This is a genomic window from Streptomyces aureocirculatus (genome assembly GCF_000720475.1).
GTDB classification, from domain to species: Bacteria; Actinomycetota; Actinomycetes; order Streptomycetales; family Streptomycetaceae; genus Streptomyces; species Streptomyces aureocirculatus.
In genome coordinates this window covers 119,116-140,616 of sequence record NZ_JOAP01000006.1, presented here as the reverse complement: position 1 = coordinate 140,616, position 21,501 = coordinate 119,116, and the positions used below count along the sequence as shown (strand labels likewise).

The window sequence follows — 21,501 nt, the reverse complement described above, 5'->3', positions numbered from 1 at the left end:
CGGTACGTCGGGAGGGCCCGGCCGCCAGTCCTGTACGGGACTGGGGGCCGGGCCCTCCGGCGTACGGCCGTACGATGAAACGGAACGCATCCCGGCCGCAGGACCGGGTTCCGCCCGCACCAGGAGCAAGAGTTGTACTTCACCGACCGTGGCATCGAGGAGCTGGAGAAGCGGCGCGGCGAGGAGGAAGTCACCTTCGAGTGGCTCGCCGAGCAGCTCCGCACCTTCGTGGACCTGAACCCGGACTTCGAGGTCCCGGTGGAGCGGCTCGCCACCTGGCTGGCGCGCCTGGACGACGCGGACGAGGACGAGTAACCAGCTCTCTACGTAGAGGTCGCTTCCGATCCCCGGGCAGGGGCCGCATCAGGTCCCCGGGTGAAGTCCGTGCCCCCGGAAATTCAGTTGCCGGAGGGCCCTGGGGGTCCTCTACGCTGACCGGCATGTGCGCATTCGCAGCCATGGCTTTGACGAGGACCCGCCGCGCCTAGCGGCGGGCTCCCTCACTTCATTCAGGACGTGCCCCGCCGCTTCAACGCGTCAGCGCCGAGCGGCCCTTCGTGCTGCCCGGCTCACCTCGAAGCCGCGGAGATCCTGTGCGCACGCACCACCATGGCCGTCATGAGTTCGGCCAGAACTTCCTCACCGACGACGCCGTCATCAACACCTTCGTAGACCTCGTGTCCCGCACCCACGGGCCCATCGTCGAGATCGGCACCGGAGACGGTGCTCTGACCCTCCCCCTGCAACGTCTGGGCCGACGCCTGACAGGCATCGAGATCGACAGCCGCAGGGCGGAGCGGTTGCGGCGGCGGGTCGGCCCCTCGACGACGATCGTCACCGCCGACTTCCTCCGTCACCGGCTCTCCGCCGGGCCGCACGTCCTGGTCGGCAACCTCCCCTTCCACGAGACGACCCCCATGCTGCGCCGCATCCTGCGCTCGCCGGGCTGGACCGACGCCGTGCTGCTCGTGCAGTGGGAGGTCGCACGCCGCCGCGCCGGGGTCGGCGGGGCGACGCTGATGACCGCCCAGTGGTGGCCCTGGTACGAGTTCGGCCTCTCGGGCCGCGTACCGGCGGCGGCGTTCCGGCCGCGCCCGAACGTCGACGGCGGGTTGATGACGATCACCCGTCGAGAGCGCCCGTTGGTGGCGGGCGCGCGGCAGCAGGAGTACCAGGACTTCGTCCAGCGCGTGTTCACCGGGCGGGGTCGCGGGCTCCCCCAGATCCTCACCGCCGCGGCCCCCGACCTGCCGAGGCGCCGGGTCCAGGAGTGGGTGCGGTGGGGCGGCGGCTCCGCCCGCCTGCCCAAGGACCTGGACGCACGGGACTGGGCGGAGCTGTTCGGGATGCGGGTGGCTGGGGGCCGGAGGGTGTAGGTGCGGCGGGGCGGTTCCGGCGGGCGCAGGTGTGGCGGCGCTGTTCCGGCGGGGGTAGGCGCGGAGGAGACTGTTCCGGCGGGGGTAGGCGCGGAGGAGACTGTTCCGGCGGAGGTAGGCGCGGAGGAGACTGTTCCGGCGGAGGTAGGCGCGGAGGAGACTGTTCCGGACGGTGCTCGCGCGGCGGAGGCTGTTCCGGGGACGCGGCGCGATGCGACGGCTCCGGGGGCGCGGGCGCGCGGTAGGGCGGCGGGGGACCGAGGACCTGCACTCCTACGCCGCGCCCCGCGCCCGTTCGCACTCCTGGGCCAGACCAATCCCCCCGTGCAGCACCAGCAGCGCCCCGGCCGCCGCCCACCCGTGACTGCGGCGACTGAGGGACCAGAGCAGGAGCGGGACCCCTGCCGCCAACTGGGCTCCGGCCAGGGCGCGGCCGAGCGGACCGTGCTCGGTCGCGTCGAGCTCCGCCCGCACGGCCTCGCGCCAGCCGGACCACTCAACGTGCCGGACGTCGTCCCGCGTCCGGGCGGCTTTCCGCAGCCGGTCCGCCGATTCGCCGGGGCTGAGGCCGGTCGGCAGGGCGACACCCACTCGGGTGAGAACCGCCACGAGGCCTCGCATACGGGTGCGCGCGTCGGCCGCCGGGTCGGGCCGGGTCAGCGTGTCCAGGGCCTGCATGTCGAGCACCGGGTCCAGGCCGAGGCGGGCGGCGAGCGTCCGCATGGCCTCGCCCTCACCGACCGCCGTGCCGTTGGCCAGCCACACGTATCCGACCGTGCGGCGGAACCCGGCCGCGAGCGTGCAGCCGGAGCGGTCGGCGTCCCACCACAGCGCGAGCACCGGCCACGGCGAGCCGACGGCGAGCGCCGTGGCCCAACCGGTGAGCACCCGGTCCACCGGCTCACCGCCGTCCAGCCACGGCGTGCCCTCGGGCACGAGCACGCTCCACTCATCACCCGCGGGCAGCAACAGCATCCGCTCCCGCAGCAATTGCGCGACCGTCTCGACGGAGTCCACCCCGGCCCGGCAGAGCAACAGGGCACCGTTGGAGGGACTGGAAGGACTGGAAGGACTGGAAGGACTGGAGGGGCCAGAGGGCTCGGATGGCATGGCTCCACGCTAGGACAATTTGCGCATACCAGCCCATGAACCTCTACGCGAGGGCAGACGGCGAAGATCAGGACGAACGCGGAGTGACACGGAGAGAGAAGCGAAGAAGGCACAGGTCTTGACTTACCGGATCCGCGATATATCGTGTATGGCAGATACGCGATATTGCGCGTCGTGTCGCAACGACCCGCTCGAGGAGGTCCGCCACCATGCCGGAGTGGTCTGTCGCCGAACCAGGAATGCTGACATTCGACGAGCCCGTGAGGACACTGCGCGTCCGCGTGGTGAACGGCACGGTGAATGTCGTCGGCACGGACGCGACCGCGTCGAGACTGGAGGTCACCGAGATCTCGGGCCCTCCCCTCAGCGTCGCGCACCGCGGTGGCACGTTGTCCGTCGCCTATGAGGACCTGCCGTGGAAAGGCTTGCTGGAGTGGCTCGACCTCAGAGGCTGCGGCCGGGGCAGGCGTCGCCACGCGGTGATCTCGCTCACTGTGCCCGCCGGGACCCGTGTGGAGGTGGGCGCCATCGGGGCGGGCGCGGTGATCTCAGGGATCGAGGGCGGCGCGGCCGTACGGGGCATTTCGGGTGACACGACCCTCGTCGGCCTCGCCGGCTCCGTCCACGCCGAGACGGTTTCGGGCGATGTCGAGGCCCAGGGCGTCACCGGCGACCTGCGGTTCGACTCGGTCTCGGGCGATCTGACCGCCGTCGAATGCTCGGGGTCCTCCGTTCGAGCCGAATCGGTGAGCGGCTCGATGATCGTGGACCTGGACCCGGCCATGGGCGTCGCCGACGTGGGGCTCACGAGCGTGTCCGGCGAGATCGCCGTCCGCCTCCCCCACCCGTCCCACACGGAGGTGACGGCGAACACCACGAGTGGTTCGGTCTCCAACGACTTCGAGGACCTGCGGGTCAGCGGCCAATGGGGGGCGAAGAAGATCACCGGCAGGCTCGGCTCGGGCGGCGGCCGGCTGCGGGCGACGACGATCTCCGGCTCGATCGCGCTCCTGCGCAGACCGTCGATGGAGGAAGATCTGCACTGGGCGCGGAAGCCACCACGGGGCGCACCCCCCGAAGACTCCCCGCCCCGGCCCGAGCGCCCTGCGACCGCCGCCCCGACCGGCGCCCAGGACGCGGACGGCCCCACCGCCGCCCCGAAGGCGGAAGCCGCTGACGGCCCGACCGACAAGAAGGTGCTCTGAGATGTCTCCCGTGTTCGCCCACGGCCGCCTGCGCCTGTATCTGCTCAAGCTTCTGGACGAGGCCCCACGTCACGGCTACGAGGTGATCCGCCTCCTGGAGGAGCGCTTCCAGGGCCTGTACGCCCCTTCGGCGGGCACGGTCTATCCCCGTCTGGCCAAGCTGGAGGCGGAGGGCCTGGTCACGCACACCACGGAGGGCGGCAGAAAGGTGTACGCCATCACCGACGCGGGCCGCGCCGAACTGGCCGACCGCAGCGGTGAACTGGCCGACCTGGAGCTGGAGATCCGCGAGTCGGTCGCGGGGCTCGCCGCCGAGATCCGCGAAGGGGTGCAGGGAGCGGCGGGCGAGCTGCGGCGAGAGATGCGAGCGGCCGCACAGGAGGCGCGTGCCGACGGCGACTCCGGCACGGGTCTCGGCTCGGGCTTCCCGTACGCCTCCGACTTCCTCGACGGCTCCTGGACGGACGGCGACGGCTGGCGCCAGGCGAAGGAGGAGTTCCGGCGCGCCCGCAAGGAGTGGAAGGAGCAGGCACGGCGGGCCAAGGACGAGAGCCGCCGTGCCCGTGAGGAGGCACAGCGGGCGCGCAGGCAGGCCAAGGACGCGCAGGAGCAGGTGCGGGCACAGGCCCAGGAAGAGCTGCAGCGCATGGCCAAGCTCGTGCAGGAGCAGGTGCAGGTCCACTTCTCGCGGAACGACTGGCCGACGGGCGTCCACGAAGGCCTGGCCGAGCTGGCGAAGGAGTTCGGCGACCTCGGGAAGCAGTTCGGGAAGGAGTTCGGCAAGGACTTCGCCATGGACTTCGGCTTCGGGACGTCGCACAGTGCGAAGCCCTACGGGGAGGAGCCCTCCGGGGAGGAGCCTTCCCGGGAAAGCAGCTCCGGGCAGACGGCCGACGGGGAGAAGGTCTCCGGCGAGAAGGTCTCCGGGAAACCCGCGGGGGGCGGGGCGACCGGGAGTGATGCACCCGGGGGCGGGGCGTCCGAGCCAGGCCCCGTCTTCACCGCCGAGCGTGACGAGGTGCCTGTCGAGTACGTCCCGGACTGGGCGAAGGAGGACTCGACCGGCGACCCCGCACGCGACCTGGACCGCCTCCTGGACCGCTTCCGCGACGACATCCGCGACGCCGCCCGCGACCACGGGGTGTCCGAGGAGCAGCTCCGCGAAGCCCGCCGCCACCTCTCGGAAGCGGCGGCCCACATCGCGGTGGCGCTGCGCGCACCGAGGTCCCCCGGGGCCGCCACGCCCTGACCCGGGCTGCCCCCGACCCGGGCTGCCCCCGACCCGGGCTGCCCCTGACCCGGGCTGCCCCTGGCCGGGCCCTGGCCGACGCCCGGCAGGTGTACGGGGTGAGGGCCTTACGCCGACGGATGCGAAGTCGGATACAGCACGCGCTCGACCGACGCCCGGGTCACGCCGTGGTCCGCAAGGACCTCGCACACCACGCCGGGGCGGGTCGTGAGGGCGAGGAGGATGTGTTCGTCGCCGATGCTGCGCTCGCGCCGGGCGGTGGCGATGCGCAGGGCACGTTCCAAGGTGCTCTTGGAGTCCGGGGTGAAGCCACGGTGTCCGATCCAGGCGGCGAGACCCTTGCGCTGCCTGGTGCCCGAACCCGCCAGTGCGCCGGCTCCATGGGTCTGCTCGACGCGGGAGACGATCTCCTCGACGTCGATGCCGAGTCCTGCGAGGGCTTCGGTCTCGGCCTGGCTGAGGCCACCGCGGCGGCGCGTCTGCGTCAGCGCCCGGGCGATGTCGTCGCGGCGCCGGTCGGCCCCGAGGGCGGCCAGGGCGAAGGAGGCCCGGGTGCCCCCGCGGTCGAGGAGCGCCAGCAGAAGGTGACCGTCGTCGACGGAGTCGGCGCCCGCCTGTTCGGACTGCTCGACCGCGCCTGTCACCACATCGCGGGCACCCCTGGTGAACCGTTCGAACATCACTGCCTCCCGTACTTCTTGTGCACGGCCTGCCTGCTCACGCCGAGTTCGGCGGCGATCTCCTGCCACGACCAGCCCTGCCGGCGCGCGCTGCGTACCTGCACGGCCTCCAGTTGCTCCGCCAGGCGCCGCAGCGCGGTGACGGCACGCAGGCCGACCCGTGGATCGCTGTCGCCCGCACGCTCGGCGAGATCCGTAGCCTTGGTCATGCCCGTCAACGTACGTTGACAAGCCCGCGCTGTCAACCAAGGTTGACGGCGCGGGCTCGACGGAGCGGCGAGGTTCAGAGGGTCAATACGATCTTGCCGAACTGGCCGCCCGCCTCCAGGCGCTCGAAGCCCTCGCGGGCGCGGTCGAGGGGCAGCTCTTCGTCGATGACGGGCCGCACCCCGGTGGTGGCGCAGAACGACAGCAGGTCCTCCAGCTCGTCCTTGGAGCCCATGGTGGAGCCGACGATCTTCAGCTCCAGGAAGTAGACGCGGGTCAGCTCGGCGTGGGAGGGGCGATCGCCGCTGGTCGCGCCGGAGATCACGAGGGTGCCGCCGGGGCGCAGGGACTTGATCGAGTGGGACCAGGTGGCGGCGCCGACGGTTTCGATGACCGCGTCGACCCGCTGCGGCAGCCGGGCGCCGGACGGCACGGCCTCGATGGCGCCCAGTTCGAGGGCACGCTTGCGCTTGGCCTCGTCACGGCTGGTGGCGAAGACCTTCAGCCCCGCCGCCTTGCCGAGCACGATCGCGGCGGTGGCGACACCGCCGCCCGCCCCCTGGACGAGGACGGAGTCGCCGGGGCGTACGCCGGCGTTGGTGAACAGCATGCGGTAGGCGGTGAGCCAGGCCGTGGGGAGGCAGGCGGCCTCGGCGAAGGAGAGTTCCTTGGGCTTGGGGAGGACGTTCCAGGTGGGTACGGCGACCTGCTCGGCGAAGGTGCCCTGGTACTTCTCGGTGAGGATGGATCGGCGCTCGTTCGGTCCGACGCCGTGGCCGCTCTGGCCGACGACGGAGTGCAGGACGACTTCGTTGCCGTCCTCGTCGGTGCCGGCCGCGTCGCAGCCGAGGATCATCGGGAGCTTGTCCTCGTCCAGGCCGACCCCGCGCAGGGACCACAGGTCGTGGTGGTTGAGGGAGGCGGCCTTGACGTTCACGGTCGACCAGCCGGGGCGTGGTTCGGGGGCGGGACGGTCACCCAGTTCCAGGCCGGTGAGGGGCTGATCGCGGTCGATTCGGGCGGCGTAGGCAGCGAACATGGCGCCGACGATATGCCTGGCCCCTGGGCCTTCGGAACGCCACACGGGTGTGACCCACACCGCGCCGCCCCCCTGCCCGCCCTGCCACCCGGGGGCCACCGCGGGCGCCGCCCCCTCCCCCGCACCGAAGCTGTGCCCACCCGTCCCGCCCAGCGGGACGCTTGCCCACAGCAGAGACCATCACCACAGCAGCAGCAGCAGCCAACGGCGAGGAACCCGCACAGGCGACGCCCACCCCACGGACAACCAGAAACGGGCGGGCGGGCGGGAAACAAAACCACCCACACAGCCGCACCCGCCCACGGCGAGAAGCCCCCACAAGCGACGCCCACCCCACGGGCAACCGGAAACGGGCGGGCGGGCGGGAAGGAACGGGGCCCCGCCCACAAACGGGCGGGGCCCCAGTGTCAGCTCCGGGCCACGCCCTCGGCCCGCGCGGCCGCCGCAACAGCCGAGGTGACCGCCGGCGCAACCCGCTCGTCGAACGGCGACGGAATCACGTACTCCGCAGACAACTCGTCACCGACGACATCGGCGAGCGCGTCCGCCGCGGCGATCTTCATGCCCTCGGTGATCCGAGAAGCCCGCACCTGCAGCGCCCCCGCGAAGATCCCGGGGAAGGCGAGCACGTTGTTGATCTGGTTCGGGTAGTCCGAGCGCCCGGTCGCCACCACGGCGGCGTACTTGTGGGCGATGTCGGGGTGCACCTCGGGGTTCGGGTTGGCCATGGCGAACACGAACGAGTCCGGGGCCATCGAGGCGACCGCGGGCTCTGGCACCGTACCGCCGGAGACGCCGATGAAGACGTCCGCGCCGGCCAGGGCGGATTCGAGCGAGCCGCTGAGCCCGGCCTTGTTGGTGAGCTCGGCGAGCTCCCGCTTGACCGGCGTCAGGTCGTCGCGGTCCCGCGACACCACGCCCTTGCGGTCCGCGACCGCGACATCGCCGAGCCCCGCTGCGAGCAGGAACTTCGCGATGGCGACACCGGCCGCGCCCGCGCCGGAGATCACGGCCCGCAGGTCACCGAGGGTGCGCCCGGTCAGCCGCGCCGCGTTGCGCAGGGCGGCAAGGGTCACCACGGCCGTGCCGTGCTGGTCGTCGTGGAAGACCGGGATGTCGAGGCGCTCCTGGAGCCGCCGCTCGATCTCGAAACAGCGCGGCGCGGAGATGTCCTCCAGGTTCACTCCGCCGAAGGACGGCGCGAGCCGCACCACCGTGTCGACGATCTCGTCGACGTCCGTCGTGGCGAGCGCGATGGGCACCGCGTCGACGCCGCCGAACTGCTTGAACAGGATGGCCTTGCCCTCCATCACGGGGAGCGAGGCCTCCGGGCCGATGTCGCCGAGGCCGAGCACGGCGGTGCCGTCGGTGACGACGGCGACGACGTTGGACTTCCACGTGTAGTCGTGGACGAGCTCGGGCTTCTCGGCGATGGCGCTGCACACCTTCGCGACGCCGGGCGTGTACGCCAGGGACAGGTCGTCCTTGTCGCGCACGGGAACGGTCGCCTGGACGGCCATTTTGCCGCCGCGGTGCAGTGCGAAGGCCGGATCGAAGGGCTCCTCCGCGCCTTCGTGACCGGTTGTGGTGCCGCTGGGAAGACGGCTGCCGCTGCTGTCGCTGCGAGGATTGACGATCTCCGCTGCCACTGTGTCTGACCCCTTAAGTCTTCATGGTTGAGGGTGGTCCACTTCCTGGTGCAGAAGTGGGGCGGGCACCGCGTCCGTGCTGAAGCCGCGGGCCTGTCGGCCGTTGGCTCTCCGCCTGTCGGCGGAGCGGTACGGGGAGGTACGTACGAACGCGCGGGCACGCCGCACACGTGCCCTGAGCCCCGGATGAGGGGTGTAACCGTCTTTTCTACCGGATGCTTCCGACCGCCGACGAGCCCCATCTGTGTCAGACCGATGTGAACAGCAAGTATCTAGCAGACCTCCAGGGTGGAATGTCCGTATTATTGAGAAATGGCCAACCTGACAGTCCACATGGCGAGATTGGGCGGTTATCAATCGGTTGACGATCGTTCGTCCCGGCGACTCAATGACCGCGACGGACCGACCTGTTGGGGTTTGCCGATCGCTCGTTATCCGATTTTGACATCTCCAGCCCCCAGTATCGGGCAGTCCGAATGGCAAGATGCCTCATCACACGAGGTCGCGACACCCGAAGGTGTGTGCACGACCGCATGGCTACTCCCCCATCCGCCGGAGGACCCTTATGACCGCAGGCCCCATTTGTCGCAAGCCCGCCACGACGTCCGCGAAGTCCCGGATCGTCGCTGTCGGCGCGATCGCGGTCGCCGGTTCGCTGCTGCTCACCGGCTGCGGTGACCAGACGAACGACAAGAAGGACGGTGGCGACAAGGTCGTCAGCGCTCCGCTCTCCGACGAGCTGCCCTCGAGCATCCGCAACCAGGGCGTCATCAAGGTCGGCTCCGACATCGCCTATCCGCCGGTCGAATTCAAGGACAAGGGCGGCAAGACGGTCGGCATCGACCCGGACATCGCCGACGCGCTCGGCAAGCAGCTCGGCGTCCGGTTCGAGTTCGCCAACGGCACCTTCGACACCCTCCTCGGCGGTCTGCGCTCCAAGCGCTACGACATCGCCATGTCGGCCATGACGGACACCAAGAACCGTCAGGAGGGCATCGACGAGGAGACCGGCAAGAAGGTCGGCTCCGGTGTCGACTTCGTCGACTACTTCACCGCGGGCGTCTCGATCTACACCAAGAAGGGCGACGACCAGGGCATCAAGACCTGGGCCGACCTCTGCGGCAAGAAGATCGTGGTCCAGCGCGGCACCGTCTCGCACGACATGGCCAAGGCCGAGTCGCAGAAGTGCAAGGGCGGCAAGAAGATCTCGATCGAGTCCTACGACAACGACCAGCAGGCCCAGACCCGACTGCGCTCCGGTGGTGCCGACGCCGGCTCGTCGGACTTCCCGGTCGCCGCGTACGCGGTGAAGACCTCCGGCGGCGGCAAGGACTTCCAGCTCGTCGGCGACCAGGTCGAGGCCGCCCCGTACGGCATCGCGGTCGCCAAGAACAACTCCGAGCTGCGCGACGCGGTCAAGATGGCGCTCGACGCGATCATCGCGAACGGGCAGTACGAGAAGATCATCAAGAAGTGGGGCGTCGACGCAGGCGCAGTCAAGGAAGCCAAGATCAACGGCGGCAAGTGACCGCGTTTCGTCATCTCGTCGCTGAAAGGCCACACCCGTGACAACGGACATCAGCAAGTCGGGCGGCTCCGCCCCCAAGGACGAACCACCGCGCTCCGCCCCCGAGGCGATCAAGGCGATCCCGGTGCGCCACTACGGCCGCTACGTCGCCGCCGTCCTCGCCATCGCCGTGCTCGTCGCCATCATCCTCGCGTTCGCAGGCGGTGACATCAACTGGGGTGCCATCCCGGACAACTTCTTCGACGAGCGCATCCTCAAGGGCGTCCGCGAGACCCTGATCCTCACGGTCCTCTCGATGCTCATCGGTGTCGTCGGCGGCGTCATCCTGTCGGTGATGCGGCTGTCGAAGAACCCGGTGACCTCGTCGATCGCGTGGTTCTACATCTGGTTCTTCCGCGGTACGCCGGTCCTGGTCCAGCTCTTCGTCTGGTTCAACCTCGGCTTCGTCTTCGAGTACATCAACCTCGGTCCGATCTACAAGGACGAGTGGTCGGACTTCATGACGCCGTTCCTGACGGCGCTCCTCGGCCTGGGCCTCAACGAGGCCGCGTACATGGCGGAGATCTGCCGCGCGGGCTTGCTCTCGGTCGACGAGGGCCAGACGGAGGCGTCCCAGGCGCTCGGCATGAGCCACGGCAAGACCCTGCGCCGCATCGTCATCCCGCAGGCGATGCGCGTGGTCGTGCCGCCGACGGGCAACGAAGTCATCAACATGCTCAAGACGACGTCGCTGGTCGCGGCTGTGCAGTACTACGAGCTCCTGAAGTACGCCCAGGACATCGGCACCTCGTCCGGCGCCACCGTGGAGGTGCTGCTGCTCGCCGCCACCTGGTACCTGATCATGACGTCGATCCTCAGCGTCGGCCAGTACTACCTGGAGCGCTACTACGCGCGCGGCTCCTCGCGTGCGCTGCCCGACACCCCCTGGCAGAAGATCAAGGCCAACATGCTGTCCCTGAGCAACCGCGCGGGAGGTGTCCGCTGATGACCGCCATGGTCAAGGCCGAGAACGTGCACAAGTCGTTCGGCCACATCGAGGTCCTCAAGGGCATCGACCTCCAGGTCGAGTCCGGTGAGGTCTTCTGTCTCATCGGCCCCTCGGGTTCCGGCAAGTCGACGTTCCTGCGCTGCATCAACCACCTGGAGAAGGTCAACGCCGGTCGCCTCTACGTCGACGGGGAGCTGGTCGGCTACCGCCAGAAGGGCGACAAGCTGTACGAGCTGAAGGACAGCGAGGTCGCCCAGAAGCGCCGGGACATCGGCATGGTCTTCCAGCGTTTCAACCTCTTCCCGCACATGACGGCGCTGGAGAACGTCATGGAGGCGCCGGTCCAGGTCAAGGGCCAGTCCAAGGCGGAGGCGCGGGAGCGCGCCGGTCAGCTCCTGGAGCGGGTCGGGCTCGCCGACAAGGCGAAGAACTACCCCTCGCAGTTGTCCGGAGGCCAGCAGCAGCGGGTCGCGATCGCCCGCGCGCTCGCGATGGACCCGAAGCTGATGCTCTTCGACGAGCCCACGTCGGCGCTCGACCCTGAGCTGGTCGGTGACGTCCTCGACGTCATGCGCGACCTCGCCGAGTCCGGCATGACGATGATCGTCGTCACGCACGAGATGGGCTTCGCGCGCGAGGTCGGCGACAGCCTGGTGTTCATGGACGGCGGTGTGGTGGTCGAGTCCGGGCGCCCGCGCGACGTCCTGACGAACCCGTCGCACGAGCGGACTAAGTCGTTCCTGTCGAAGGTTCTGTAAAGCGTCGTCTACGTAGAGGGGCGGTACGGATCACCGATCCGTACCGCCCCTCTACGTAGAGCGCGAAGTCCCCGCTTGCAGCCGAAGTGCCTCTTGCAGCCGAAGTCCCTACTTGAGGCCTAGGACCAGGGCGTCCGACGGGGACGACCAAACCGTGCGGGCCTCGGTGAAGCCTGCTTCGCGAAGGGTGCGGATGTGCCACTCGGCGGGCGGGGTGTCGCCGTCGGCGTGCTCTCCGTAGATCGCGAAACGCTTGGCGGTGGGCTCGGCGAGCACGGGGTCCTTGGCTGCGAGCCCCCACCAGTCGGCCCAGTCCAGGGCGCCGGAGTCCTTGGCGGCCTCCTGGCGGGCGTGCCGCTGCTCGCGGTCGGCGGCGTTGATGCGCGGGGTGGCCGGGTCCGGCATGTGGTCGGCGTTCATGAAGACGCCGCCGTCGGACACGACCTTGGCGAGCTGCCCGTACAGCGCGGCGAGGGGCTCGCTGAACAGCCAGTGCAGGGCGGTCGCGGTGAGTACGGCGTCATAGGAGTCGTGGGGGAGCTGGGAGGTCCAGTCGGGGTCCTTCAGGTCCGCGGTCACGAAGGTGACGCGGTCGTCCCCGGCGAAGGTGCCCTCGGCGATGGCCAGCAGGGCGGGGTCGAGGTCGACACCCGTGCTGACCGCCTTCGGGAACCTTTCGAGGAGGCGGGCCGTAATACTTCCTGTACCGCACGCGAGGTCGAGCACGCGCGGCTCGGGGCCCACGAGGGCCTCGACCATGTCGAGCATGACGCGGAACCGCTCCTCGCGGTCCGGCATGTACCACTCCTGCTGCCGGTCCCAACTCTCCTGCCAGGCACGCCAGTCGGTTCCGAACCCCGTACCGCCAGCCGTTTCCGTCACCGGAAGACCTCCATCCCGTACTACGCTCGACTGAACGTGTCGCGTAACACCCACGAAGCCAGTGTGACCGTTACCACGCACAGAGATGAAGATATCCCGCCCCCGTAAGGACTACAAGTGGAACTGGCCTATTACTCGGACTACGCCGTACGCCTGGTCAACACCGAGGAGCCGGCTCGCAACAAGGACTCGCTGACCTCCGTCGACGCGGTGCGCGAGCTGTTCGGTGCGAACCAGCAGGCCGCACGGCGCGCCACGGACTCCGACGTGACGCGCTTCCGCTCGGTGCGGGGACGGCTGCGCGGCGTCTTCGAGGCGGCGGACGGCGGGGACGAGACACTGGCCGTCGACCTGCTGAACTCCCTGCTCCTGGAGTTCCCGGTGAGCCCTCAGATCTCCGGCCACGACTACCGCGACGACGACGGCCGCCCGCTGTGGCACATGCACCTGGCCGACCACCCCTCGAACGCCACCGCTGGGTTCGCTGCGATCGCCGCGATGGGCCTCGCCTTCCACCTGACGGAGTACGGCGTGGACCGGCTCGGTCTGTGCGAGGCGGCGCCGTGCCGCAACGCCTATCTGGACACCTCCACCAACCGGTCCCGGCGCTACTGCTCGGACCGCTGCGCGACCCGCGCGAACGTCGCCGCCTACCGGGCCCGCAAGCGCCTGGAGAGCGAGCGGTCCGCGAGCACGGGGCGCACGGCCGAGAAGGCCCAGCAGGCGAGCGCGGCCGGCGAGAGCTGACGCCGCCCCTGCGCCGCCCGCTCCTGGCGGAACCGCTGCAGCGGCCGGAACCGCGCGCGCACCCGCGCGAGGACCAGTTCCTCCGGCACGATCCCGTACACCGTGCTGTCACCGCCCGCGTTGTACGGGTTGTCGCCGAGCACCCACCAGCCGCCGTCGCGCCGCTCGACGGCGCGCTTGACGACCAGCAGGTCCTGCTGCAGCGGGTGACGCAGGATCACCACGTCACCGGGGCGGACCCGGGCGCCGTGCCGCACCAGCATCCAGTCCCCCGGATTCAGCGTCGGCACCATGGACGGGCCGTCGACCTCGATCAACTGGAACGGCACGCGTGTCTCCCGCCCGTCTGCCGTCGTCTCCGGCATCAGACACCTCCCGGACCCATCCTCTACCGGCATCCCGGTCCATCCTCCACCGTCTTCAGTCTGACCCTGGACTTTTGTCCTAAGCCCATGGGGGCGCTCGCGAAAACAGGTCTCTCACGGAGTAATGTCCCCCCTGAGAAGACGATCACGAGGAAGGACAACTCAATGCTCTCCCGCCTGTTTGCCCCCAAGGTGAAGGCCAGCGCACACTGCGACCTGCCCTGCGGCGTCTACGACCCGGCCCAGGCCCGCATCGAGGCGGAGTCGGTGAAGGCCGTCCAGGAGAAGATGGCCGGCAACGACGACCCGCACTACCAGGCCCGCGCCACCGTCATCAAGGAGCAGCGCGCCGAGCTCGCCAAGCACCACGTCTCGGTGCTCTGGAGCGACTACTTCAAGCCCCCGCACTTCGAGAAGTACCCGAAGCTGCACACCCTGGTCAACGACACCCTCAAGGCCCTTTCGGCCGCGAAGGCTTCGACGGACCCGAAGACCGGTGAGAAGGCGCTCGAACTGATCGCCGAGATCGACCGCATCTTCTGGGAGACCAAGAAGGCTTGATCTCGTCGCTCGGCGGCTTCCCCGTAGGGGGCAGCCGCCCAGCACGTGCACGCACCCGGTTCGCCGGGCCCGCCGAAGGTGGCGGGCCCGGCGAGCCGGGTGTTTTTCGTGCGCCCACGCCGTGCGCCCACGCCGTGCGCCCACGCCGTGCGCCCGCGCCATGCGCCCCTGCCGTGCGCCTCTGCCGTCCGGGTCGCGGGTTGCTCGGCTCCGACTTGAGGTCCGCTCCAGATGAGGTCAGCCACGAACGGGGTCCGCGTCAAGTGGGGTCCACACAAATTCGGTTGCCGTCGCCGACGGCTCCCTGCTGCACTGATCACGTCACCACCCGTGCCACCCGTGCCACCCGTGCCACCCGAGCCGAACCAGGAGCCCCAGATGCGCCAGACGTCCATGTCCCACCAGGAAGGAATCACCCCCCGACCCGAGGACATGACGCCTAGTGGCATCTCACCCACAGCAGGACCCGCAGGACACCCGCACCGCACATGAGCGGCCCTCGCATGAGCACACGCACACCGGCCCCCGCATCCTGAACCTGGGCATCCTCGCCCATGTGGACGCCGGCAAGACCAGCCTGACCGAGCGGCTGCTGCACACCGCCGGTGTCATCGACGAGGTCGGCAGCGTCGACGACGGCAGCACCAGGACCGACACCCTCGCCCTCGAGCGGCAGCGCGGCATCACCATCAAGTCGGCGGTCGTCTCGTTCGCGATCGACGACGTCACCGTCAACCTCATCGACACCCCCGGTCACCCGGACTTCATCGCCGAGGTGGAGCGAGTCCTGAGCGTGCTCGACGGCGCCGTGCTCGTCGTGTCCGCCGTCGAGGGCGTACAGGCGCAGACCCGCGTCCTGATGCGCACACTGCGCAGGCTCGCCATCCCCACGCTCGTGTTCGTCAACAAGGTGGACCGCGGCGGAGCGAACCCCGAGCGCGTACTGGCCGACCTGGCCAGGAAGTTGACGCCCGCCGTCACCCCCCTGGGCACGGTGGACGCCCCCGGCACCCGCACGGCGCACTACGTCCCGTACGCCACCGACGACCCGGACTTCACCGCCCGCCTGGCCGAACTCCTCGCCGAACACGACGACGCGCTGCTTTCCGCGTACGTCGAGGGCACCGCCCTGCGCCACGACGAACTGCACACAGCCCTCGCGGCCCAGACCCGGCGGGCCCTGGTCCACCCGGTCCTTCTCGGCTCGGCCATGACCGGTACCGGGATCGACGCGCTGACCGACGCGATCAAGGAGTTGCTGCCCGCGGCGCCCTGCGCCGCGGACGGGCCCGTCGCGGGCACCGTCTTCAAGGTCGAGCGCGGCCTCGCGGGCGAGAAGGTGGCGTACGCGCGGATGTTCTCCGGCACGGTGCGCGTACGGGACCGGGTCCGGGTCGGCGGGGCCGGGGGCGGGTCCGTCAGCGGGTCCAAGAACGCCAAGGACAAAGTCACCGGCATCGGCGTCTTCGAGCAGGGCACGGCGGCTCCGCGCGACGCCGTATCGGCCGGGCAGATCGCGCTCCTGTGGGGGCTGCGCGGCGTACGCATCGGCGATGTGCTCGGCCACGAGCGGGACGTACCGGAGCGGCACCGGGCACGGCACCACTTCGCGCCGCCCACGCTGGAGACCGTCGTCGAACCGCGCCACCCCTCGGACCGGGCCGCCCTGCACTCCGCGCTCACCCAGCTCGCGGAGCAGGACCCGCTGATCGGCCTGCGGCAGGACCCGCTGCGGCAGGAGATTTCCGTGTCCCTGTACGGCGAGGTCCAGAAGGAGGTCATCGAGGCCACGCTCGCCGCCGAGTTCGGGGTCGGCGCCGACTTCCGCGAGACCACGACGATCTGCGTGGAGCGGGTCGTCGGCATCGGCGCGGCTGTGGAGATCATCGACACCGACCCGAATCCGTTCCTCGCCACAGTGGGGCTGCGGGTGGAGCCCGCGCCGGTCGGGTCGGGCGTGGAGTTCCGGCTGGGCGTGGAGCTCGGTTCGATGCCGTACGCGTTCTTCAAGGCCGTCGAGGAGACGGTCGGGGAGACGTTGCGGCAGGGGCCGCACGGGTGGGAGGTGCCCGACTGTCTCGTCACCATGACGCATTCCGGGTACTGGCCGCGCCAGAGCCACGCCCACGCCGTCTTCGACAAAAGCATGTCGAGCACGGCCGGCGACTTCCGTCAGCTCACGCCGCTCGTCCTGATGGACGCGCTGCGGCGGGCGGGCACGCGGGTGCACGAGCCGATGCACCGGTTCCGGCTCACCGTGCCCGCCGATGTGTTCGGGACGCTGCTTCCGGCCCTCGGGCGGCTGCGCGCGGTACCGCACACACCGACGGCACACGGGTCCACATACGTCGTCGACGGGGTGGTGCCCGCCGCTCGGGTGCACGGCCTGGAGCAGGCACTGCCCGGGCTCACCCGTGGCGAGGGCGAGTTGGAGACCGCCTTCGACCACTACGCGCCGGTCCACGGCACCCCGCCGGGCCGCCCGCGCACGGACCACAATCCGCTCGACCGGAAGGAGTACGTGCAGCGGGTGACGCGGCGGACGCGGGTGGGGTGAGTCAGCCTGCGGCCGGGCCCGTGCAGCTTTCGGGCCCGGCCCCGGCTCCCGGCCCGCTTCCGACTCCTGGCCCGGTCCCGACTTCCGGTCCGCCCCCGGCGTCGGTGCCCGTGAGTTCCCTGATCGCCCGTGCGTCCAGGAGCGTTCGCAGCCGCTCCTGGTCGGCCAGGATGTTGATCTCGACGATCCGGCCGCCCCTGACGGTGAACTCCCCGACGGAGAACGGCTTTCCCTCGTGTACGGCGAGCTGGCCCACCCGGCCGTTGACCAGGGCCAGACAGGTGGTGCCTGCCAGCGCGGAGAACGAACGCGCCCCGGCGACCACCTCCCGCGCACCCCGCACGAACCGGGAGAGCCCCGAGACGTCGCCGCCGTCGGCCCGCAGCACCACGTCCGGGTCGAGCAGTTCGAGCAGCGCGTCGAAGTCGCCGCCGCGCGCCGCCGTCAGGAACGCCTCGACGACCTCGCGGTGGCGTGTGCGGTCCGGTCCCGGCTCCGGGGCCGTGTCGCGGACCCGGCGGCGGGCCCGGCTGGCCAGTTGCCGGGTCGCGGCCGGGGACCGCTCGACGATGGGCGCGATGTCCTCGAACGGCACCGCGAACATGTCGTGCAGCACGAACGCGAGGCGTTCCGCGGGGCCCAACGTGTCCAGGACGACGAGGAGCGCGAGCCCCACCGAGTCCGAGAGCAGCGCCTCCTGTTCGGGGTCGACGGGTTCACGACCGCCCGGCAGCGGGCTGATCTGCGGGTCGGGCACATGTGTGGCGGGCACCTCGACGTCCAGGGGCTGCTCACCCCGCTGCTTACGCGCCCGCAGCAGGTCCAGACAGACGCGGCCGACGACCGTGGTGAGCCAGCCGCCGAGGTTCTCCACCCGCTCGCCGTCGGCGCGGCTGAGCTTCAACCAGGTCTCCTGCACCGCGTCCTCGGCCTCGCTGAGGGAGCCGAGCACGCGGTAGGCGACGGCCTTCAAGCGGGGTCTGTGCTCCTCGAACCGCGCCGCCAGAAGCTCTCTTCCGTCCATCCGTCACATTCCTCCGTCGCGATCCGTCATAGCAGTGACGCACCCGCAACCTATCCGTGTACCAGGGAGACTCCGCCATGTACCCCAGCAGCAAGAACCCCGTTGCCGTGCGGCCGTCCGACTCGGGGTGGGGACGTGGCGTTCAGTCGAGCAGCACGCCGAGGGCCGGCCCCAGAGCAGCGGGTGATACCGCAGAGCGGCAGGTAATGTCGGCGCCGACGCGTGCGGCGGCGGTCTCGTAGATACGGGGGCCCGGTTTCACCACGCCGGGCAACCGCCGCGCACGCTCCGGCTCATCGCTCTCCTTCGAGTACGTCGCGCACGGTCGCCCGTATCCGTTCCTGGTCGGCGCGCACCGCCTCGTACGCGGACCGGTGCCGGTCGATGTCGCGGCGCTGCAGCTCCGCGGTGACGCTCCACCACACGCCGGCGGTGTTGTGCTCGCGCTTGCACTCGATGTCGGCGACGGCGGTGTCCCGCTCCCGTCGTGTGCGCCGGGTGTCGCCGTCCTCGCCCCTGCCCCACGCCTTGTCGCGGGAGGCGGCCTCCGGGCTCGCGTACCGCTTGAAGCCCTTGTCGGCCATGCAGTCCCCCCACGTGTCCAGGGCGCGCCGCATGCGTGCGTCCTTGGCGACCGCCTTGGCCACTGCCTCGCTGCGGTCGGCGACGTATCCCGACATGCGGGTCTCGTTCCTGACGTCCGCCTGCACGCGTCGCGTCCCGTCCTGGTCGCAGCCGCCCTTGGGTATCCCGCGTCCGCCGAAACCGTTCAGCGCCGCGTACTCCCTCTGCGTGACCAGTCGCCCCTTGGGCGCGTGCGCCTCGTAGAACTTCTTGAACGCATCACGGTCGAGGCCATAACCCCCTTTGCGTGCGGCATCGAGGTCCAGGGAGCCGTGCAGAGTCGTCGAAATGAACACGGCGTGGTGGGTTTCGGACATCGGCTCGAATTTCTGCTCGTGCCACTGCCGGGGGAAGTCGGCGAAGCCGTGGGACCTCATGCACCGCTGGGTGAGGCGGGCGACCGCCTGGTCCTGGCGGGTGTAGTCACGCGTGCTGAACTCGTAGCGAGCGTGCGGGAGCGGGGGCATGTCCTTCGTGTCGTCGATCTCGGGCACCCCGGGGCCGTGCGCCCCGCCTTCGTCCCGGCCCCCGCCGTCCTGCTCCGCCGCGCACGCCGCGAGCGCCGCCACGGCCACAACCGCGACCGCCCACCGTGCCACTCGGGCCCACCTTGTCCCTCGGGCACTCCATGTCCCTCGCGTCGCCCGCGCGCCCGCAGCCCCCCGCTTCGGCTTCATGCTCAGGACCCTAGCCGCACCCACTGACAGCGGCAGTTGCCTTCCGCCTCCGTCGTCCGGAGCGGTTCGTTCCGTTGACCGGAGCGGGCTTCACCCGGGCGGCGGATTCGGCGCCGGGTCCGGGCCCGTGTCGACGATTGGTACGGTCCCCGGGCCGTCGGCGGGTTCGGCGCCCGTAGCGGCCCCGACTTCGGGGGCGGCGGGCTTCGGCTCGGGTTTGAGGTCGCGCCGGGTCAGATGCCCGCGCTTGTGCTTGCTCTTGTGGCCGCGGGCCGCACGCGCCTTCTCCTGCGGCTCGTCGACCACGCACGCTTCGCACTCGGAGTTGCGGCAAGGAGCGGGGCCCCACACCGGGACGTACGCCCCCAGCACCTTGCGTCGTTTGATGGCCGTACCGACTGGCCGTCCGCAGTGCGTACACACGGGTTCGCTCTGCGGACGGGGGCCGGACCGGCGTCCGTCGCTGCCCATGGCCTCAGAGTAGGGCGGTTCCCCGAGGCCGGACAGTCCAGCGGTCAGTTCTGCGGGCGATTGCGGGAGTACGTACGGACGACGACACCACTGCCGAAGACCCGGGAAGAGGTCAGCTCAAACTCGCTGACCGCGGACTCCACGCCCTCGAACATCGGCATGCCCGAGCCGAGCAGCACCGGGTAGGTCTTCAGGACGAGCTCGTCGACCTCGTCGAACAACTGGCCCGCGATCCGCGCACCTCCGCACAGCCAGACGCCGAGCTCACTGTCCTCGGCCTTGAGCGCGCGGACCTTGCCGACGAGGTCGTCGGCGATGATCTCGACGTTCGGGTCGGGCGACGTGCCGAGGCTGCGCGAGGCCACGTACTCCCGCAGGTGCCCGTACGGGCTGGGCATGTTCTCGTCGAGGCCGAGCTGGTAGCTGCCCATGCCCTGGACGACGGTGTCGAACTTCTGGTTGGCCACGTCGTCGCCGAAGCCGAGGAAGCGGCGGCCGGCGGCGGAGACCGTCTCCGGGTACTCCGTCTTGAGGAACTCCAGGAACTCTTCGTCCAAGAACTTCATGAAGGAGTTGGCGTCCCCGCTCGGGTCACCGATGAACCCGTCGATGGAGACGGCGACGAAGTAGGTGAGCTTTCGCAAGCTGAATCTCTTTTCGCAGATGACAGAGGCAGGAGGGTGAAGCCGGACGGCCGGGCGGCCGCTGCACGTGGCCACCCGCCCTCGAACTACTCCGGTTATAGTGGTGCAAGTGCAGTGGTTTGACAACCCTTTTTTCGAACGAGTTCAAAAAAGTCGGCCCCGGAGACCGGATCATCCGGTTCCGAGGCCGTTTCCCGAGGCCGTTCCGCGGCTCACGTCCGAGGCCATGCCCGAGGCCGCTCCTGCGGCTCACGTCCGAGGCCATGCCCGAGCCCTACGTCCGAGGCCGTGCCCGAGGCCACGCCCCGGCCTACGTCCTGGACCCCGCGCTCACACCGTCCGCGGTTCCCGCCACATCGGCCACATCCGCGGCCCCTCCGGCAGGTCGAGTGTGCTGCCGAGATCGGCAAACCCGAGCCGCAGATACAGCTCCCTGCTGCGCGCGTTGCTCGCTTCCAAGTAGGCGTGCAGACCTTCCCGGTCGCACCGTTCGAGCACCGGGGCGACCAGCGCCGAACCCATTCCCTGCCGCTGCCGTTCCGGCTTCACGGCGATCATGTGCAGATACTGGTGCGGGCGGTCGGCCGGGTGGATCTCCGAGGTCAGTCGCCCGATCACCTCGATCCGTTCGTTGTCCGGGTCGACGGCGTGCCGTAGCAGCGCGGGCCCCTCCGCGGCGTCCTCGTGCGCGGAACCGGCGGACACCGACCACCACAGCGCGGCGGCCGAGCCGTCCTCGGCGACGTCCACATGGCCCTCCGCGAAGGCGAGATCGAGGAAGGCGCCCATCAGCGCGCCGTGCCGGTCGCGCCGCCGCCCCTCGTCCGGGAACAGCCAACTGCTCACCGGGTCCCGCATGAACGCCTCGTCGAGCAGCCGGATCACGTCCGCCCGGTCGCTCTCGCCGGCTCTCCGGATCGCCACGCCCACGACTTCTCCCCCTTCGCCCCGGCGGCTCACAACTCCCGCCCCCGCTGTGCCGCTTGCAGCCTAAGTGACCGCGTCGGGCACGACGACGGGCACCGCACCACCGGTTGACGGACCCCGCGCGACCGGTTCTCAGCGGTGGTGCGGGGCCCGTCGTCCCGTCGCGAGGCACCGGTGGCGGACACGCCGCTGCGCTGCGGCAGCGCACCCGCCCTCCTGGCGGGCGCCTCGAA

Annotated in this window: 22 protein-coding genes; 10 read left to right on the top strand and 12 right to left on the bottom strand. The window is 70.3% G+C overall.

Translation table 11 applies throughout. From position 1 onward, the window contains the following. Nucleotides 1-132 precede the first annotated feature (132 nt). On the top strand, nt 133-315 hold the full coding sequence (locus IG78_RS0108080) for a DUF6104 family protein (protein WP_030560703.1): 183 nt from the start codon (nt 133-135) through the stop codon (nt 313-315). Between the two features lie 278 nt (nt 316-593). Then, nucleotides 594-1,376, top strand: coding sequence for a 23S ribosomal RNA methyltransferase Erm (gene erm / locus IG78_RS0108075; RefSeq protein ID WP_030560702.1), 783 nt, complete (start codon nt 594-596; stop codon nt 1,374-1,376). 273 nt (nt 1,377-1,649) lie between these two features. Here erm and IG78_RS0108070 read toward each other — a convergent pair whose 3' ends face one another. Then, nucleotides 1,650-2,486: a hypothetical protein gene (locus IG78_RS0108070; protein WP_030560701.1), complete on the bottom strand. Its 837-nt coding sequence runs from the start codon at nt 2,484-2,486 to the stop codon at nt 1,650-1,652. A gap of 209 nt (nt 2,487-2,695) precedes the next feature. Between IG78_RS0108070 and IG78_RS0108065 the strand changes: the two genes are divergently transcribed. Next, a complete protein-coding gene (locus IG78_RS0108065) occupies nt 2,696-3,691 on the top strand; it encodes a DUF4097 family beta strand repeat-containing protein (protein WP_030560700.1) in 996 nt (331 codons plus the stop codon). 1 nt (nt 3,692) lies between these two features. Next, nucleotides 3,693-4,940 (top strand): PadR family transcriptional regulator, encoded by a 1,248-nt coding sequence (locus tag IG78_RS0108060; protein ID WP_030560699.1) that lies wholly within the window; start codon nt 3,693-3,695, stop codon nt 4,938-4,940. A gap of 107 nt (nt 4,941-5,047) precedes the next feature. Here IG78_RS0108060 and IG78_RS0108055 read toward each other — a convergent pair whose 3' ends face one another. The 4 genes from IG78_RS0108055 to IG78_RS0108040 all read right to left on the bottom strand — a co-directional run bounded on the left by IG78_RS0108055 (nt 5,048) and on the right by IG78_RS0108040 (nt 8,515). After that, complete coding sequence (locus IG78_RS0108055; RefSeq protein ID WP_030560698.1) at nt 5,048-5,620, bottom strand: Clp protease N-terminal domain-containing protein; 573 nt, start codon at nt 5,618-5,620, stop codon at nt 5,048-5,050. Beyond that, nucleotides 5,620-5,829, bottom strand: coding sequence for a helix-turn-helix domain-containing protein (locus tag IG78_RS0108050; protein WP_030560697.1), 210 nt, complete (start codon nt 5,827-5,829; stop codon nt 5,620-5,622). The genes IG78_RS0108055 and IG78_RS0108050 overlap by 1 nt, the downstream gene beginning before the upstream one ends. 74 nt (nt 5,830-5,903) lie before the next feature. Continuing rightward, nucleotides 5,904-6,866 carry a zinc-binding dehydrogenase gene (locus tag IG78_RS0108045; RefSeq protein WP_030560696.1) on the bottom strand — a complete coding sequence of 321 codons (963 nt, stop codon included), beginning with the start codon at nt 6,864-6,866 and terminating at the stop codon, nt 5,904-5,906. A 407-nt stretch (nt 6,867-7,273) separates the two neighbouring features. Further along, complete coding sequence (locus IG78_RS0108040; RefSeq protein WP_030560695.1) at nt 7,274-8,515, bottom strand: NAD(P)-dependent malic enzyme; 1,242 nt, start codon at nt 8,513-8,515, stop codon at nt 7,274-7,276. Between the two features lie 565 nt (nt 8,516-9,080). Between IG78_RS0108040 and IG78_RS0108035 the strand changes: the two genes are divergently transcribed. From IG78_RS0108035 to IG78_RS0108025, 3 genes are read left to right on the top strand one after another with little or no spacing between them, the layout of a single operon-like run. Beyond that, nucleotides 9,081-10,043, top strand: coding sequence for an ABC transporter substrate-binding protein (locus IG78_RS0108035; RefSeq protein WP_030560694.1), 963 nt, complete (start codon nt 9,081-9,083; stop codon nt 10,041-10,043). 37 nt (nt 10,044-10,080) lie between these two features. Beyond that, on the top strand, nt 10,081-11,028 hold the full coding sequence (locus IG78_RS0108030) for an amino acid ABC transporter permease (RefSeq protein ID WP_030560693.1): 948 nt from the start codon (nt 10,081-10,083) through the stop codon (nt 11,026-11,028). Continuing rightward, nucleotides 11,028-11,789, top strand: coding sequence for an amino acid ABC transporter ATP-binding protein (locus IG78_RS0108025; RefSeq protein ID WP_030560692.1), 762 nt, complete (start codon nt 11,028-11,030; stop codon nt 11,787-11,789). The genes IG78_RS0108030 and IG78_RS0108025 overlap by 1 nt, the downstream gene beginning before the upstream one ends. Before the next feature lie 108 nt (nt 11,790-11,897). Here the strand turns inward: IG78_RS0108025 and IG78_RS0108020 are convergent, their stop codons facing one another. Then, entirely contained in the window at nt 11,898-12,671 is a 774-nt protein-coding gene (locus IG78_RS0108020) for a class I SAM-dependent methyltransferase (RefSeq protein ID WP_030560691.1), read from the bottom strand. Between the two features lie 117 nt (nt 12,672-12,788). Between IG78_RS0108020 and IG78_RS0108015 the strand changes: the two genes are divergently transcribed. Next, entirely contained in the window at nt 12,789-13,418 is a 630-nt protein-coding gene (locus IG78_RS0108015; RefSeq protein ID WP_030560690.1) for a CGNR zinc finger domain-containing protein, read from the top strand. On the opposite strand, the gene sodX is transcribed toward IG78_RS0108015, so the two are convergent. Then, nucleotides 13,322-13,783 (bottom strand): nickel-type superoxide dismutase maturation protease, encoded by a 462-nt coding sequence (sodX, locus tag IG78_RS0108010; RefSeq protein ID WP_030560689.1) that lies wholly within the window; start codon nt 13,781-13,783, stop codon nt 13,322-13,324. The genes IG78_RS0108015 and sodX overlap by 97 nt on opposite strands. A 165-nt stretch (nt 13,784-13,948) precedes the next feature. On the opposite strand from sodX, the gene sodN reads away from it, so the two are divergent. Together sodN and IG78_RS0108000 are read left to right on the top strand one after the other, a co-directional pair. Continuing rightward, nucleotides 13,949-14,344 carry a superoxide dismutase, Ni gene (gene sodN, locus IG78_RS0108005; RefSeq protein WP_030560688.1) on the top strand — a complete coding sequence of 132 codons (396 nt, stop codon included), beginning with the start codon at nt 13,949-13,951 and terminating at the stop codon, nt 14,342-14,344. A 529-nt stretch (nt 14,345-14,873) separates the two neighbouring features. Continuing rightward, nucleotides 14,874-16,901: an elongation factor G gene (locus IG78_RS0108000; RefSeq protein ID WP_030560687.1), complete on the top strand. Its 2,028-nt coding sequence runs from the start codon at nt 14,874-14,876 to the stop codon at nt 16,899-16,901. A gap of 1 nt (nt 16,902) precedes the next feature. On the opposite strand, the gene IG78_RS0107995 is transcribed toward IG78_RS0108000, so the two are convergent. The 5 genes from IG78_RS0107995 to IG78_RS0107975 form a co-directional block, all read right to left on the bottom strand. Continuing rightward, the gene (locus tag IG78_RS0107995) at nt 16,903-17,925 is read right to left on the bottom strand and encodes a sigma-70 family RNA polymerase sigma factor (protein WP_063760718.1); all 1,023 of its coding nucleotides are present in this window, start codon (nt 17,923-17,925) and stop codon (nt 16,903-16,905) included. 293 nt (nt 17,926-18,218) lie between these two features. After that, nucleotides 18,219-19,148 (bottom strand): hypothetical protein, encoded by a 930-nt coding sequence (locus IG78_RS0107990; protein ID WP_030560685.1) that lies wholly within the window; start codon nt 19,146-19,148, stop codon nt 18,219-18,221. Nucleotides 19,149-19,316: 168 nt separating this feature from the next. Then, entirely contained in the window at nt 19,317-19,697 is a 381-nt protein-coding gene (locus tag IG78_RS47750) for a hypothetical protein (protein ID WP_107054839.1), read from the bottom strand. A 44-nt stretch (nt 19,698-19,741) separates the two neighbouring features. Further along, on the bottom strand, nt 19,742-20,341 hold the full coding sequence (locus IG78_RS0107980) for a dihydrofolate reductase family protein (protein WP_030560683.1): 600 nt from the start codon (nt 20,339-20,341) through the stop codon (nt 19,742-19,744). Between the two features lie 330 nt (nt 20,342-20,671). Continuing rightward, a complete protein-coding gene (locus IG78_RS0107975; protein WP_030560682.1) occupies nt 20,672-21,271 on the bottom strand; it encodes a GNAT family N-acetyltransferase in 600 nt (199 codons plus the stop codon). Nucleotides 21,272-21,501 lie beyond the last annotated feature (230 nt).